This window comes from Actinomadura sp. 1N219 (assembly GCF_044326405.1).
Taxonomy (GTDB): domain Bacteria; phylum Actinomycetota; class Actinomycetes; order Streptosporangiales; family Streptosporangiaceae; genus Spirillospora.
The window spans coordinates 331,750-346,030 of record NZ_JBIRAY010000003.1; the positions used below are offsets into that span (position 1 = coordinate 331,750).

General features: G+C 73.4%; 13 protein-coding genes. 8 read left to right on the forward strand and 5 right to left on the reverse strand.

Annotated elements, in window-relative coordinates; genetic code table 11:
* Nucleotides 1-71: 71 nt before the first annotated feature.
* The 3 genes from ACH35V_RS13720 (at nt 72) to ACH35V_RS13730 (ending at nt 2,463) form a co-directional block, all read left to right on the forward strand.
* Nucleotides 72-734 carry a response regulator transcription factor gene (locus tag ACH35V_RS13720; protein ID WP_395972434.1) on the forward strand — a complete coding sequence of 221 codons (663 nt, stop codon included), beginning with the start codon at nt 72-74 and terminating at the stop codon, nt 732-734.
* Nucleotides 731-1,885, forward strand: coding sequence for a sensor histidine kinase (locus ACH35V_RS13725; protein WP_395972436.1), 1,155 nt, complete (start codon nt 731-733; stop codon nt 1,883-1,885). Before ACH35V_RS13720 ends, ACH35V_RS13725 begins: the two co-directional genes overlap by 4 nt.
* A gap of 74 nt (nt 1,886-1,959) precedes the next feature.
* Entirely contained in the window at nt 1,960-2,463 is a 504-nt protein-coding gene (locus ACH35V_RS13730) for a GNAT family N-acetyltransferase (protein WP_395972438.1), read from the forward strand.
* Between the two features lie 154 nt (nt 2,464-2,617).
* Here ACH35V_RS13730 and ACH35V_RS13735 read toward each other — a convergent pair whose 3' ends face one another.
* Nucleotides 2,618-3,121 (reverse strand): lytic polysaccharide monooxygenase auxiliary activity family 9 protein, encoded by a 504-nt coding sequence (locus ACH35V_RS13735; protein ID WP_395972440.1) that lies wholly within the window; start codon nt 3,119-3,121, stop codon nt 2,618-2,620.
* 287 nt (nt 3,122-3,408) lie between these two features.
* The gene (locus tag ACH35V_RS13740; protein WP_395972442.1) at nt 3,409-4,599 is read right to left on the reverse strand and encodes an MFS transporter; all 1,191 of its coding nucleotides are present in this window, start codon (nt 4,597-4,599) and stop codon (nt 3,409-3,411) included.
* A gap of 59 nt (nt 4,600-4,658) precedes the next feature.
* Between ACH35V_RS13740 and ACH35V_RS13745 the strand changes: the two genes are divergently transcribed.
* Nucleotides 4,659-5,729, forward strand: coding sequence for a winged helix-turn-helix domain-containing protein (locus ACH35V_RS13745; RefSeq protein ID WP_395972444.1), 1,071 nt, complete (start codon nt 4,659-4,661; stop codon nt 5,727-5,729).
* A 15-nt stretch (nt 5,730-5,744) separates the two neighbouring features.
* Here the strand turns inward: ACH35V_RS13745 and ACH35V_RS13750 are convergent, their stop codons facing one another.
* Nucleotides 5,745-6,533, reverse strand: coding sequence for an SAM-dependent methyltransferase (locus ACH35V_RS13750; RefSeq protein ID WP_395972446.1), 789 nt, complete (start codon nt 6,531-6,533; stop codon nt 5,745-5,747).
* 103 nt (nt 6,534-6,636) lie between these two features.
* Here ACH35V_RS13750 and ACH35V_RS13755 point away from each other — a divergent pair, with 103 nt between their 5' ends.
* Complete coding sequence (locus ACH35V_RS13755) at nt 6,637-8,139, forward strand: hypothetical protein (RefSeq protein WP_395972447.1); 1,503 nt, start codon at nt 6,637-6,639, stop codon at nt 8,137-8,139.
* A gap of 25 nt (nt 8,140-8,164) precedes the next feature.
* On the opposite strand, the gene ACH35V_RS13760 is transcribed toward ACH35V_RS13755, so the two are convergent.
* Nucleotides 8,165-9,274 carry a LacI family DNA-binding transcriptional regulator gene (locus tag ACH35V_RS13760; protein WP_395972449.1) on the reverse strand — a complete coding sequence of 370 codons (1,110 nt, stop codon included), beginning with the start codon at nt 9,272-9,274 and terminating at the stop codon, nt 8,165-8,167.
* Nucleotides 9,275-9,426: 152 nt separating this feature from the next.
* On the opposite strand from ACH35V_RS13760, the gene ACH35V_RS13765 reads away from it, so the two are divergent.
* Genes ACH35V_RS13765 through ACH35V_RS13775 form a run of 3 tightly spaced genes read left to right on the forward strand, consistent with a single transcriptional unit; the run spans nt 9,427 to nt 13,690 of the window.
* Nucleotides 9,427-10,647 carry a hypothetical protein gene (locus tag ACH35V_RS13765; RefSeq protein ID WP_395972450.1) on the forward strand — a complete coding sequence of 407 codons (1,221 nt, stop codon included), beginning with the start codon at nt 9,427-9,429 and terminating at the stop codon, nt 10,645-10,647.
* Nucleotides 10,644-12,266 (forward strand): amidohydrolase, encoded by a 1,623-nt coding sequence (locus tag ACH35V_RS13770; RefSeq protein ID WP_395972452.1) that lies wholly within the window; start codon nt 10,644-10,646, stop codon nt 12,264-12,266. The genes ACH35V_RS13765 and ACH35V_RS13770 overlap by 4 nt, the downstream gene beginning before the upstream one ends.
* A gap of 29 nt (nt 12,267-12,295) precedes the next feature.
* Nucleotides 12,296-13,690: an amidase gene (locus tag ACH35V_RS13775; protein ID WP_395972454.1), complete on the forward strand. Its 1,395-nt coding sequence runs from the start codon at nt 12,296-12,298 to the stop codon at nt 13,688-13,690.
* Here ACH35V_RS13775 and ACH35V_RS13780 read toward each other — a convergent pair.
* Entirely contained in the window at nt 13,687-14,247 is a 561-nt protein-coding gene (locus ACH35V_RS13780) for a TetR/AcrR family transcriptional regulator (protein ID WP_395972456.1), read from the reverse strand. The two genes, ACH35V_RS13775 and ACH35V_RS13780, sit on opposite strands and share 4 nt — an antisense overlap.
* Nucleotides 14,248-14,281: the final 34 nt, after the last annotated feature.

Below are 14,281 nucleotides of genomic sequence, written 5' to 3' on the forward strand. Positions count from 1 at the left end.
GCACCTCGACCTGGCGGCCGGTCCCGCCGCGCCGCCCGCTCGATCCGCACCGGGGACGGGGGTGAGTGGAGGTGAGGGTTCTCGTCGTCGAGGACTTCGAGGTCCTGGCACGCTCCATCGGGACCGGGCTGCGCCGCGAGGGCATGGCGGTCGACGTCGTCCTGGACGGGACCGACGCCCTCGACCGCCTCGCCGTCACCCGCTACGACGTGGTGATCCTCGACCGCGACCTGCCCGGCGTCCACGGCGACGAGATCTGCCGGCGGCTCGCCGGCGACCGGCGCGAGACCCGCGTGCTGATGCTCACCGCGTCCGGCACGATCCAGGACCGCGTCGACGGGCTGAGCCTCGGCGCCGACGACTACCTGCCCAAGCCGTTCGCGTTCGCCGAGCTGGTCGCCCGCGTCCGCGCCCTGGCCCGCCGCGCCACCCCGCCGCTGCCGCCCACCCTGGCGTGCGGCGACATCACGCTCGACCCGGCCCGCCGCATCGCGTTCCGGGCCGGGCGGCGGCTCGAACTGAGCCCGCGTGAGTTCGCCGTCCTCGAATGCCTGCTCGCCGTGCCGGGCCTGGTCGTCTCCGCGGAGGAACTGCTCGAACGCGTCTGGGACGAGGCCGCCGACCCGTTCAGCAGCGCCGTCAAGCACACCGTGCACCGGCTGCGGGCGAAACTCGGCGACCCGCCCGTGATCGAGACCGTCCGCGAAGGCGGCTACCGCATCGGATCGTCATGACCGCCCCGCAGCCGGCGAGGAGGTCGCTGCAGACGCGGCTCGCGCTCGCCTACGCGGCCGGAATCTACGCGGCCGGGGTCTTCGTGCTCGTCGTCGTCGCGGTCCCGCTCGCCAGCGTGGACGCGGGCACACCCAAAGGCCGCCCTTCATCGGACGTGCCCGCCGAGAACGGGCCCGGGATCGGTCTCGCGCAGCTCCTCGCGGGTTCCGCTGTCGCCCTGGTCGTCCTGACTCCCGTCGCGCTGGCCCTCGGCTGGTTCGTCGCCGGACGGTTCCTGCGCCCGCTGCGCGCCATCACCGCCACCGCCCGGAGCATCTCCGCCGGAGACCTCCACCGCCGCCTCGACCTCGGCGAACCCGCGGACGAACTGACCGAGCTCGGCCACACCCTGGACGACCTGTTCGCCCGCCTCCAAGCGTCCTTCGACGCCCAGCGCCACTTCGTCGCCAACGCTTCGCACGAGCTGCGCACCCCTCTCGCCGGCCTGCGCACCCTCCTTGAGGTCGCCCTCGCCGACCCCGATGCCGACGCCGACACCCTCCGCTCCGCGTGCCAGGAGGCGCTCGCGCTCGGCGGACATCAGGAGCGGCTCGTCCAGGCGCTGCTCGCCCTGGCCACCAGCGAACGCGGCGTCACCCGCTGGGACACCGTCGACCTCGCCCGAATCGTCGAGGGAGTGCTCGCCTCCCGCCGCGACCACGCGACGGAGCAAGACATCGACTTCGCCGAACACCTCGCGCCCGCGCTGACGGCCGGGGACCCGGGACTGGTCGAGAGCCTCGTCGCGAACCTCATCGACAACGCCGTCCGCCACAACCACGCAACGGGGCACGTGCGGATCACCACGCAGACCTCTGGTGCGCAGGCGATCCTGACGGTCGCCAACACGGGGCCGGTCATCCCGGACGACCAGGTGCAGCGCCTCTTCCAGCCCTTCCAGAGGCTGGCGCCCGCCCGTGACGGCCGTCGCGACGGCTACGGAATCGGCCTCGCCATCGTCGACGCCGTCGCACATGCCCACCACGCCGACCTGACGACGACCGCACGTCCCGAAGGCGGGCTGTCGATCACCGTCCGGTTCGCCGGCGTCACGCCGGACGCGGAAACGGCGGGGCCTCCCCGCTCCAGGCGGCCCGGAGCAGGCGCGTGACGCCCGCCGCGGGTGACGGCTGCGGGGCCGCGAAGCCGGGTATGGCGGAGGTGCGGATGGCGGAGACTGGAGTCGTGATCGAGTTTCGGATTCGCGCTCCACGGCCCGGCGACGGTGCGGGGGTCGCGGTGGCGTGGTGCGATTTCGCCGAGTTCTACCAGGAGATGGATCCAGAGTCGTTCCGGTCCCCGAGCCGTGACGGCCTTGACGTCTGGCTTGAGGGCAAGCTGCTGACCGACGACGAGGACAGATTCGTCCGGGTGGCCGACCTCGGCGGGCAGGCGGTCGGCTTTGTCGGCGCGATGTTCATGGAGCCGCATGAGGATGCGGATCGCCAGCCGGTCCGAGAACTCTCGCTGCCCCGGGTTTTCGTCAACGCGCTCGCCGTTCAGCGCGGCCATTGGCGGTCGGGAGCCGGGGCGGGTCTGATGGCGGCGGTGGAGCAGTGGGCCAGGGCGCGAGAAGCGCAACTGATCACCTTGGACACTTACGCCGCCAGCCCGGTATCGGTTCCGTTCTATGAACGCCGGATGGGATACGAGCGGCAGGGCATCATCTTCGCCAAACGGCTCCGCTAATCGGCGCGGGCGGGTCGGCGCCGCAGGAGGTAATTGCGATTGCCTCGACTCGGTGCCGTTCGCGGGGGTGACCGGTGACATCGGCAGGACGGTCGGCAGCGCACCCGTCGCGAGCAGCACCGTGCCGAGGAGGTCAGGACAGGGGATCCGCGTGCTACTGCACCTGCAGGTCGACGCAGGCGTAGAAGGCGTTGCCGGTGTCGGCGATGTTCCAGACCGCCAGCACCTTCTGCCGGCCGGTCACTCCGCCGAGATTGACCGTGTGGGACGAGCTTTGCGCGCTGTACTTCCCGAGGCTCCTGCCGCCGATGAAGTACTCGTAGTCCCTGGTGGCGTGGCGGGCGGTGAACGTCCAGGAGAAGGTCACCGAGTTGCCGACCGTGGTGGCCCGCCACGGCTTGCTGTCGTCGTCGAGATCGGAGAAGCGGCCGTTTCCGCCGCTGCAGCTTTGCAGGCCTTTCGGCCCTTCGACGCTCTGCGGCTCCCACTGGATCTGTCCGCACTGGACGATTCTTTGCGCGCACTGGGCCTGCCGGCTCAGCGGCGACGAGACATAGCCGTGGGCGTAGGCCGAGGTGGCGGGGAGCACCACGGTGACGAGGGGGGCGATTCCCACGCCTGCCGCTACGGCGGCAAGCTTGCGCCTTGATGATTTCATGCAGGGGGTCCTTGCTTTTCGGGGTGGGTGATCAGGCTTCTGTCGCGAGGGCCTTTTTTGGGGCGGCGGGGGATGGAGGGGAGCGAGGCATGATGACTCCATCAATAGGAAATTTCCTATTGGATAGTTGAACGTTAACCGGGCGTCCGATAAGGGGCAAGGCTTCGCTGGTGAGCGCGGATTGGCACGGGACATGCCCCCGCAGGCCAGCGACCGAACCACTTCGCGGCCCGCGAAATAATCGTCAGATTCTCCCGACTTTCGGGCGATCGGACGGCAACTTCTGCCTACAGGGGTGATTCGCGGAGTCCCGGCCCGGCGGGCAGGGGGCGCAGGCCGGAGGCGAGCGCGAGGGTGACGGCCACCGACGCGGCGGCCATGATCGCCATCGCGGTCGCGGGAGAGGTCGCCTGCGCCACGCCGCCCGCGAGGGCCGCGCCGACGCCCTGCATGGTGAGCATGCCGGACGCCTGCAGCCCCAGGGCATGGCCGTGCATGGAGATCGGGGTCAGGGCCATGAGGCGTTCCTGCAGCAAGAGCGTCGCGGCGTAGCCGATGGACGCGAGGAGGACGGCCGCAGTCCCGAGCGGCAGCGGCGGGTCGACGGCGAACAGCAGGTACGGGGCGGCCAGCAGGAGGCGCAGCGACGGGCCGAGGCGTTCGCGCAGGCGATGCGGGACGAAACGTCCCGTCACGGTGTCGCCGATCAGCATGCCGACCGCCGCCACGGCGAGCAGGAGCCCCGCGTGCTGCGGCGAGTAGGAGACGAAGAGGGCCTCGCAGCCGACGATCAGGCCGTTCGGCACCCACATCGCCAGGTAGGTGCAGCGGCGCGGCGCCGACGAGAGCAGGTGCGCGTTGGTGCGCCAGGTCAGGGCGAGGCTCGGACGGCCGGTCGCCCTGGGCGGGCGGCGGCTCAGCCCGGCGAGCGCCGTCACCGCGGTGAGCAGGTAGAGCACGGCGCCGGTGAGCAGGGCGCCCCGCGGCGAGAACGCGACGACCAGGACGCCGCCGGCCGCGAAACCACAGATCTGCGTCGTCCCCACGGCCATGTTGAGCACGGAGCGGCCGAGGAGGTAGCCGTCCTCGGGAAGGATCTCGCTCAGCAGGCCGTAGCGGACGCCGCCGCTGAGCGACGCCACCAGCCCGAGCCCCAGCACGATGGCGAACAGCGCCGCCAGCGGCAGGCCGGGAATGGCGAGGACGGCCGTGCCCGCGCTGAAGATCAGGGCCATGCAGGCCAGGGCCGTCCGGGGCGGGAGGCGGTCGGCGGCCGACAGGAGGGTCAGCGCGCCGACCATCTGGGCGAACGAGCCGCCGAACATGCTCAGCGCCGACAGCAGCGGCGACCGGGTCGACTCGTACACCAGCGTGCCGAGCGCCAGGGCGCCGACCGTCTGCGCGGACATCTGGATCGTGAACGACGCGAAGAGCGGCGTGTACTCGGGGGTGCGGAACAGATCCCCATACGTGCGCATGATCCCAAGGCTCCGGAAATCCGGGCCGGCGCCGGTAATGTTTCGCGTGGAGGCGAAACATGGGCTGGTGGCTGGTCAACGCGGACACGCTCGCGGGCGGCCGGTTCGTGGTGTCGGCGCTGGCGGAGACGTCCGCGTCCCTGCGCCTCCTGGACGCGGGCGCCGCCGCGCATCCGGGCGAGCGGGCCTGGCTCGACGCCCATCTGGCCGCGTACCGGCGGCTGCTCCGGCGCGACCCCGTCACCGCCGCGCTGCTTGAGGCCGCGCTCGGCGTGAAGACCAAGTGGACCGCCGACTTCCTCACCCCGCCGCACCCGGGCACCGGGTCGCCGACGTTCCAGGAGGAGCTCGCGACCGTCCGCCGGACGCCGCCCGAGCGGGCGCACGCCGACCTGGAGGTCTCGCTCGGGCGCCCGCTGCCCGCCGCGCTGCGCCGTCCCGACGCGACCGAACGGCTCGCCGGCCTGCTGGAATGGGTGTGGACGCACACCGTCGAGCCGGACTGGGAGCGCCGCCGCCGCGTCATCGAGGCCGACGCGGTCGCGCGGGCCGGGCAGCTGAGCCGGGGCGGGTGGGCCGCCGCGCTGGACGACATGCGCCCCGGGATGCGCTGGCTCGGGGACGGCCGCCTGCAGATCAACGTGCGCGACTTCCCGCCGCGGGACGTCTCCGGCGCGCGGCTGCTCTTCGTCCCGGTCACCCCGCGGACGGGCTGGGTGGCGTGGGAGGAGCCGGACCCCGACCGGTACATGATCGTCTACCCCTGCTCGGGCCCGCTGGCCGGGGCCAGGTCCGGGTCTGGGGCCGGGGCCAGGTCCGGGGCCGGGGCCAGGTCCGGGGCCGGGGCCAGGTCCGGGGCCGGGGTCAGGCCGGGGGCGGACGCCGCCGCCGTGCCCGAAGCGCTCGAACGGCTGCTCGGCGCCGCGCGGGCGAGCGTCCTCATGCTGCTCGCCTCACCGCTGAGCACGACGCAGCTGGTGGCGCTGACCGGTCAGGGGCTCGGCTCCGTCGGCCGCCATCTCAAGGTGCTGCTCGACGCCCGCCTGATCGACCGCCGCCGGGCGGGACGATCCGTCCTCTACTACCGGACGGACGCGGGCGACGCCCTCGTGGCGGCGCAGACGGCATGACGGAGCGGAGCGACGTCAGGGCTTGCGTGCGACGCCGCCGGAGCACGACACCTCGGGGACGTCCTCATGCCCGGGATCGGGCCGCCAGTCCGTCACCGGGACGACGCCGGGGTCGACCAGGTCCAGCCCGTCGAAGTAGCGGGCGATCTGCTCCTGGCTGCGCGGTTTGTAGGGGGCGGCGCCGCTGCCGGCGTTGTAGGCGCTGATCGCCTGGGTGTAGGCCGGGTCGCGGTCGGTGCCGTCGTAGGCGGCGAGGTAGCTGCCGGACGGCAGCGCCGCCATGAGCCGCGCCACGATCGACCGCGCCTCGTCGAAGTCGCTGACCAGGCCCAGGATGCCCATCAGCATCAGCCCGACCGGCCGGTCGAGGTCGAGGGTGCGGGCGGCCTCGGCCAGGATCGCGTCGGGGTCGTGCACGTCCGCCTCGATGTAGTCGGTGACGCCCTCGGGGGTGCTGGTCAGCAGCGCTTTGGCGTGCGTCAGGACGAGGGGGTCGTTGTCGACGTAGACGATCCGGGCCTGCGGGACGAGCCGCTGCGCCACCTCGTGGGTGTTGTCCACGGTGGGCAGCCCGGTGCCGATGTCCAGGAACTGCTCGACGCCCGCCTCGCCCACCAGGTACCGCACCACCCTGCGCAGCATCTGCCGGGACTGCTGGGCCATGTCGACCATCCCCCGGAAGACGGAGATGACCTGCTCGCCGGCCCGCCGGTCCACCGGGAAGTTGTCGGTGCCGCCCAGCAGGAAGTTCCAGACGCGCGCCGAATGCGGCACGGTGGTGTCGATCTTGTCCTTCGGCTCCATGAGAGAGACGTACCCAATCGGCGGGAAAGGTCTAATCTGTCGGCGAAGTCGATCAAGCGCGGCGAGGGCCGGGCCCGGCGCCGGTCGCATGGAGGGATGACGGATGCGTGGACGAATCCTCCGGACGGCGGTGATCCTCGCCATCGCGATCGGTGCGGTGCCGGGCGTCCCGGCGACGGCGGCGGCAGCGCCCGCAGCGACAGCGGCAGCGCCCGCAAAGCATGAAGCCCCGCTGTTACGGTCCACCGATCCGGGAGCGGAGCGCTTCAGGCCGGTCGGACGGCTGAAGGCGTCGAGCCAGTGCACGGCGACGCTGATCTCGCCGCCCGGCCGCCCCGGGACGACGGCCGCCCTCGCCCCGGACCCGGAGGCCCGCGCGCTGGTCCTCACGGCCGGGCACTGCGTCGGACGGTTCTCGGCCAACGAGGTCCGCACCGGCGTGGACGCGCCCGACGACTGGACGTTCACCCCGGCCTACTACGTCGACACCGTCGATCGGCACCGGTCGTTCCCGGTCGCCTCGATCCGGTACGCCACCATGAAGGGCGTCGATCTCGCCGTCGTCGAACTGGCCGCGAGCTACGGGGATCTGGCCGCCGTCGACGTCCGTCCCCTGGAGACCTCGTCGGCTCCGCCACCGGAAGGCGCGTCCATCGAAGTGGTGCACGCGCCCGTGGACGGCCTGCCGCACGACCAGCAGTATCTCCGCCGCTCCCATTGCCGCAGCGCCGCGCGCACTGACGTGGCCGAGTCGCCCTGGATCTGGCACGGGGCCTCCCCCAACGACTGCGCTGGCGTCGCGGGCGGCTCGTCCGGCGGGCTGGTCGTGCAGCGGGACGGGCGGCGGGTCGTGGCGGTGCTCAACACGACCGTCGAGAGCAGCGTGTCCGGGGTGTGCAGGCTGGGGCGGCCCTGCGAGATCGGGCCCGGCGGCGCGGTGATCCGTCCCGGCACCTCGTACGCGATCGGCGTGGCCCCGCTCTCCGGCTGCCAGCTCGACGACCTCGGCGCCCCGTCCTGCCGGCTCGACCCGGGGCTGGGCGCTACGCCGTCGGACACCAGGGGCGCCGTCCGGTCGGAAAAGGCCACGTGGAACGCGACGCTCGACGCCAAGGGCCGGACGCACGCGCGGATCAAGACCGGCCCGCTCGGCCGGACCGACTGCCGCAACCCCGCGGGCTACGGCCCCCCGTTCGCCATCAGCGACCGGCCGACGATCAACGACCCGCTTCCGGCCCGGGAGGACTTCTACGTCCTGTGCGTGATCAGCGGCCAGGACTCGGAATGGGTCCCGGCCCGGTTCGCCTCGTTCACGACCGTGCAGGTGGACGACACCCCGCCGACCGTCCCGCCGGTGGTGAGCGCACGCGACCTCGGCGCCCAGTGGGCCGTGGAGCCGATCTTCCAGATCTTCGAGATCGTCCACTACGACATCAAGTACGGCGCCCCGGACGCGACCGACTGCGCCGACCCGGCCGGATACCAGCCGTACCGGCGCTTCCCCGCGTTCCTCGCCAAGACCCAGGCGTGGCGGTACTGCGCGATCGGGTACGACCTCGCCGGCAACGCCACCCCGCCGAAGGCGGTCGACCTGAACCCCGCCTAGCGCGGGCCCGGGGCGGGGCGGCCGGTCAGGCGCCGGTGTAGGGGGACGCGCTCGACTCGCGCACCCGCAGCTCCGGGGCCAGCGTGATGCGCTCGGGAGGCTCGCCGCGCATCATGCGGACGAGGAGGTCGACGCCCTGCGCGCCGACGTCGAACATCGGGTTGCGGACGCTGCTGAGCGGGATCGTGAGCTGCGCGGCGATGGGCACGTCGTTGAAGCCGACGACGGCGACGTCCCGCCCGGCGCGCAGGCCGCGCTCGCGGAGCACGCCGAGCACGCCGATGGCGGCGAAGTCGCTCACCGCGAAGATCGCCGACGGGTGGGGCGCTCGGTCCAGCAGCCGCTCGGCGGCCAGCGCGCCGCCGGCCGCGTCGAAGCTCGCGTGGACGACGCGGTCACCCGGCACGGGGTGGCCGCGTTCGGCGAAGTAGCGGGTGAACGCGGTCGTGCGGTCGATGCCGTTGGCGGCGTAGGGCAGCCCGGCCACGACGCCCACCCGGCGGTGCCCGAGCGCGTAGAGGTGCTCGGCGGCGAGCCGGCCGCCCGCGAGGTCGTCGCAGGTGACCGAGGGATGGTCGCCCGCCCGCCGGTTGACCAGCACGAACGGGACGCCGTGCGCGGCGAAGTCGGCGAGGAACGCCCCGTCCACGTGCGCGTCGCCGAAGATCATTGCGTCGACGCGGCGGGACAGCAGCATCGAGATGTGGGCCTGCCGGGTGGCGGGGTCGTCCCAGGAGTTGCTGACCATGGTGTGGAAGCCGTGCCGGGACGCGGAGCGCTCGACGCCCTCGTAGATCGAGGCGAGGACCTGGTCGGTGAGCCGGGCCATCATGACGCCGAGGAGCCGGGAGCTCTGCCGCCGCAGCCCGGCCGCCTGGATGTCGGGCACGTACCCGACCTCCCGCGCCACCTGCCGCACCCGCTCGGCGGTCGCCGCCGAGGCGGCCCGCGCGCCGCTGGTGGTGCCGTTGAGCACGCGGGAGACCGTGGACACGTGCAGCCCGGTGAGTTCGGCGATCGTCTTCAGCGTCGCCCGCCCGCCGGACGCCGCGGGCGCGTCCGGCCCCTCCGGCCCGTTCGCCCCCGGCGGCTCTGGATCGGCGGCCTTTCCGTCCCTCGCCCCTTGCAAGACCACCCGTTTTCCCTGGCCGTACTCGTCGGCCGATTTCCTGGGACCGGCTCTTGACAGCGTCCAGGCTAGCAGTTTCTCATTGAGCAAACGTTATAGCCAAACGTTTGCGTAGGCTGGTCGGCATCCGGCCGGCCCCGTCCAGGGAGGTCACACCCATGGCGACCGAAGTGATCGCACCGCGTCGGTCGCGGCTGGTGACCCAGCTGCTGCTCGTCTGCGGCGGGGCCGTGCTGCTCAACCTGCTCATGCGGGCCGCCGAGGACGGCCTGCCGAGCACCGCGCCCGAGGCGGCGAGCCCGGCGGGACGCGGGCTCGGCGAATGGGCCCTGTGGATCCTGGGCGACACCAACGAGGCGCAGTTCTACAAGACCTCGCTGGGCGGGATCGGCCTGCTGCTGTTCGCCGCCGCCGCGCACTACGCGGCGCGGCGGCGGCTGCGGGCCAGGGGCTTCGACATCGCCTACGGCACCGGGCTGTGGCCCTGGCTGCTGGCCGCGGCCGGGCTCTCGCTGCTGCTGTCCAACCTGCTGTGGGGCTGGACGCTCGCGCCCGACCTCTGGCAGCCGACGTTCGTGCCGTTCGTGTCGGTGGCGCCCTCGGTCGTCCTCGTGTACGGGGCGGGCTGGCGGGTCGCGCTGACCGCCGCCGGGCTGGGCACGGTGCTCACGACGCCGGTGTCGATCCTCGTCGTCGAGCACTTCTGCACGCCGCTGGATCTCCCGGCGGTCATCGGGAACGTCACCGGCATGTGGGTGGGCGCGCTGCTCGCGTTCCTGATCTGCCGGGGGCTGCCCTGGATGACCCTCCCGCCGCCCCCGCCCGAGGGCCCGGCGGGCGAGGGGGTCGACGCGGAGCCCGATCCGGTCCCCGAGCGTCCCGCCGAGGGCGGCGACGGGCTGCCGAAGTGGTGGCTGCCGCGCCGGGCGCTGGCGGACTTCAGCGAGGCGCAGTTCTACGGGAACGAGTGGGCGTCCCTCGGCCTGGTCGGCGGGGCGGTGCTGGCCTGGGCCGTCAACACGACCGGCCCGGCCTACGGCAGCGGGGTGTTCCCCGACCTGCTCACCGCGCAGATCCTCACCGCCGTCCTCGGCGTGTGGCTGTGGGCGGGTGAATGGCGGCGGCACGGCTGGTACCCGACGTTCGTGCCGGTGGTGTCCTTCGCCCCGGCGGCGGTGATCGTCATGGAGGGCGGCTGGCCGGTGATCCTGTTCGCCGCCGTCACCGGGGCCGCCGCCGGACCGCCGCTCGCCCGCGCGATCGCCGCGCGGCTGCCCGCCGACTTCCATCCGTTCATCGGCAGCGTCATGTCGATGACCGTCATCACCACGATCGGAGTGCCCGTGCTCAAGCTGCTCGACTCGGCGGGACTCGTATGAGCCCGCACGCCATCCGTCCCCGGATCTTCTCGGCGCGCCGGATCATCACGATGAACGGCGACGAGCCCGAGGCGGTCGCCACTCTCGGCGAGCGCGTCGTGGCCGTGGGCGCCCGGCGCGACCTGCGCGACCGGTTCCCGGACGCCGAGGACGTCGACCTCGGCGGCGGCGTGATGCTGCCCGGATTGGACGACGCGCACGCCCACCCCTCCGTGCTGGCCGACGGCGGCCTCTACGTGGACCTGGCGCCGACCGTGACCGGCAGCGCCGAGCAGGTGCGGCGGGCGCTGGCCGACCGGGCGGCCGCCACGCCCGAAGGCGAATGGGTGGTCGGGCACAACTTCGACGTCTCCCGCACCGAGGACGGCCGGAGCGTGAACCGGACGCTGCTCGACCAGGTCTCCGAGCGGCACCCCGTCCTGATCATCCACTACTCGTACCACGGCGCCGTCGCCAACTCCCGGGCGCTGGCCGCCGCCGGGTACGCGGAGGACACGCCCGACCCGGTCGGCGGCGAGCTGGTGCGGGACGGCGGGCGGCTCACGGGCGTCCTGTACGAGCGGGCCTGGATGGAGGGCTACCTCGGGCACGGTTCGCGGCCCCCGCTCGTCCCGCAGCCGACGATGGAGGCGCGGGTCGAGTCGCTGCGCCGGATGCTCACCCGGATGAACTCGGTCGGGATCACCTCGGTGACCGACGCCATGGTCCATCCCGCCGACTGGGCGCTCTACCAGGCCGCACGCGACGCCGGCGCGCTGACCACGCGGGTCGGGATGCTGCTCTGGTACGAGTTCTTCGAACCGGCGCGGGCGCTCGGCATGCGCACCGGGTTCGGCGACACGATGCTGCGCTTCAACGGCGTGAAGATGATGACGGACGGCGCGGTCTCCGGCGGCACCTGCCTGTGCCGGAAGCCGTACCAGGGCGCGCTCGGCGAGCGCACCGCGGGCATCCAGGTCATGCCGGACGAGGAGATCGCCGAGGTCGTCCACCGGGTGCACGCGGCGGGCAGCCGCCTCGCCGTGCACGCCAACGGCGACCTCGCGATCTCCAAGGTCCTGGACGCGATGGACGCCGCGATCGCCGCCGCTCCCCCGCGCCCCGGCCAGACGCACCGCATCGAGCACTGCTCGGTGGTCGATCCGGAGCTGGTGGCGCGGATCCGTGCGCTGGGCGTGATCCCGGTGCCCTTCGGCGCGTTCATCTCGTACCACGGCCGCAATCTCGTCGGCCATTACGGGATGGAGCGCGCCGCGCGGATCAGCCCGCACCGCACCTTCCGCGACGCGGGCATCACGGTGGCGGGTTCGTCCGACTACCCGTGCGGGCCGCTGGAGCCGCTGTACGCGCTGCAGTCGCTGACCACGCGCCGCGCCCAGGACGGGACCGTCCTCGGCGAGGACGAGCGGCTCACCCCGTACGAGGCGCTGGAGGTCTACACGGCCGGGTCGGCGGCGGCGTCCGGGGAGCAGGACGACAAGGGCCGGATCGCCGTGGGCCGCCTCGCCGACTTCACCGTGCTCGGCGAGGACCCGCTGCGCGCCGAGCCGGAGGCGCTGGCGGAGATCCCGGTGCTGTCCACGTGGGTCGGCGGCCGCCGGGTGTGGCACGCCGGATGACCTGTATCGCAACCATCTAGGAGGTCCCGATGTCCACCTTCGCGCCGGAGGACGGCCGCACGATCCGCGACCTGCGCGCCCTGTACGACGCCGGGGAGACCACCCCGGTGGACGCCGTCGAGGCCGCGCTCGCCCGGATCGCCCGCGACGGCGTCGACGACGGGCTGCGCGCGTTCGCGCACCTGCGGGCCGAGCAGGCCCGCGAGGAGGCGAAGTCGGCGGCGCGGCGGCTGGCGGCCGGGGCCTCGCTCGGCCCCCTCGACGGCGTCCCGATCGCCGTCAAGAGCATGGTCGCGATGGCCGGGATGCCGCAGGACGCGGGCTCCCGCGTCCTGGCGGGGCAGTACGCCGACCGCGACGCGACGCTGGTCGGCGCCCTCAAGGAGGCCGGCGCCGTGATCGTCGGCACGACCACCATGGACGAGTTCGCGCTCACCACGCTCGGCCCGGCCCGCAACCCGTTCGACCGGGGCCGGACGGCGGGCGGCTCCAGCGGCGGGTCGGCGGCGGCGGTGCGGGCCGGGATGTGCTTCGCGGCCATCGGCACCGACACCGGCGGCAGCGTCCGGATCCCGGCGGCGTGCTGCGCGGTCGTCGGGCTCAAGCCGACCTACGGCCTGCTGCCCACCGACGGGATCATCCCGCTGGCCTGGTCGCTCGACCACGCCGGGCCGATCGGCCGGACGGTCGCGGACGTCGCGGCGATGTTCGGCGTCCTGCTCAGCGGCGTCACCGGCTCCGGCGGCTCCGGCTCCGGTTCCGGTTCCGGTCCCGGCTTCGGGGCCGGCGACTCAGGCCCGGCGGCCGGGCTCGGCGGAATGCGCATCGGGATCCCGTCGGACGAGTACCTGAGCGTCGCCGACCCGCACCTGCTCGCGGACTTCCGCACCGCGCTCGCCGCCGCGGCGGACGCGGGCGCCGAGGTCCTCCGGATCGAGCTGCCCGATCAGGAGGAGGTCAAGGGCGTCCACTGGCCGGTGCTGTCCGCCGAGATGGCCGCGTACCACCTGCGCCGGTTCGGGGCGTCCGAGAACCGCTACAACGCGCCGATGAAGGACGGGATCTCCGCAGGGGCCACCGTCACCACCGAGGAGTACCTGACCGCGCAGCGCGGCCGTCCCGTCCTGCGCGCCAAGGTGGACGCGGCCCTGTCCGGCGTGGACGTCATCGCCCTGCCGACGATGGCGATCGACCCGCCTGAGATGGGCCGGACAGAGGTCGAGCTGGACGGGCGTCCCGAGGACGCGGTGGCCGCCATGGTCCGGCTGACGTCGCTCGCCAACCACACCGGGCACCCGGCCGTGTCCGTCCCGCCGGGCACCGCGCCCGCGGGCCGTCCCGCCGGGGTGCAGCTCATCGGCCGCCACTACGACGAGCAGCGCCTCCTGTCGGTCGCCGCCGGTCTGGAGGCCCTGGGCGGCTAGGCCTCGTCCGCGGGGTCGCGGGGGATGCCCAGCTCGGTCATGGCCTGGTCGATGAACGAGGCCGGGGGCTCGTCCGTCGCGCCGATCCTGCGGAGGGCGGCGACGCCGAGGTAGATGCCGTACCCGGCGACGACGCGGCGGCGGGCCAGGCCGGGCGGGACGCCGAGCTGCTCCAGCGACGCCTGCATGTAGCCGAGCCGCCGGGCGCTCACCCGGCGGGCCACCTCGCCGACGACCGGGTCGTCGGCCTCGCTGATCAGGCGGAAGGAGATCGCGGCGTCGACGGGATCGGAGAGGGCGCTCTCCAGCAGGGTCCGCATCCGCCGCGCGGGGTCGCCGATCTCGTTCAGCTCGGCGATCACGGCCTCGGTGTCGCGCTCCCAGCGCGCGAGCGCGGCCTCCAGCAGCGCGCGGCGGTTGCGGAAGTGCCAGTAGAAGCTGCCCTTCGTCGCGCCCAGCCGGACGGCGAGCGGCTCCACCGCGACCGCGGCGAGGCCCCCGCCGGACAGGGCCTCCAGCGCGGCCCCGGCCCAGTCGTCGGCTGTCAGTCGGGTCACATTGCCAGTCTTCCATACGGCGGCGTACGGTGAG

Bases quoted from the DNA above. Each gene is read 5' to 3' on its own strand.
- ACH35V_RS13725 (WP_395972436.1), top strand. From the start codon at position 731: ATGACCGCCCCGCAGCCGGCGAGGAGGTCGCTGCAGACGCGGCTCGCG.
- ACH35V_RS13735 (WP_395972440.1), bottom strand. From the start codon at position 3,121: ATGAAATCATCAAGGCGCAAGCTTGCCGCCGTAGCGGCAGGCGTGGGA.
- ACH35V_RS13740 (WP_395972442.1), bottom strand. From the start codon at position 4,599: ATGCGCACGTATGGGGATCTGTTCCGCACCCCCGAGTACACGCCGCTC.
- ACH35V_RS13745 (WP_395972444.1), top strand. From the start codon at position 4,659: ATGGGCTGGTGGCTGGTCAACGCGGACACGCTCGCGGGCGGCCGGTTC.
- ACH35V_RS13750 (WP_395972446.1), bottom strand. From the start codon at position 6,533: ATGGAGCCGAAGGACAAGATCGACACCACCGTGCCGCATTCGGCGCGC.
- ACH35V_RS13755 (WP_395972447.1), top strand. From the start codon at position 6,637: ATGCGTGGACGAATCCTCCGGACGGCGGTGATCCTCGCCATCGCGATC.
- ACH35V_RS13765 (WP_395972450.1), top strand. From the start codon at position 9,427: ATGGCGACCGAAGTGATCGCACCGCGTCGGTCGCGGCTGGTGACCCAG.
- ACH35V_RS13770 (WP_395972452.1), top strand. From the start codon at position 10,644: ATGAGCCCGCACGCCATCCGTCCCCGGATCTTCTCGGCGCGCCGGATC.
- ACH35V_RS13775 (WP_395972454.1), top strand. From the start codon at position 12,296: ATGTCCACCTTCGCGCCGGAGGACGGCCGCACGATCCGCGACCTGCGC.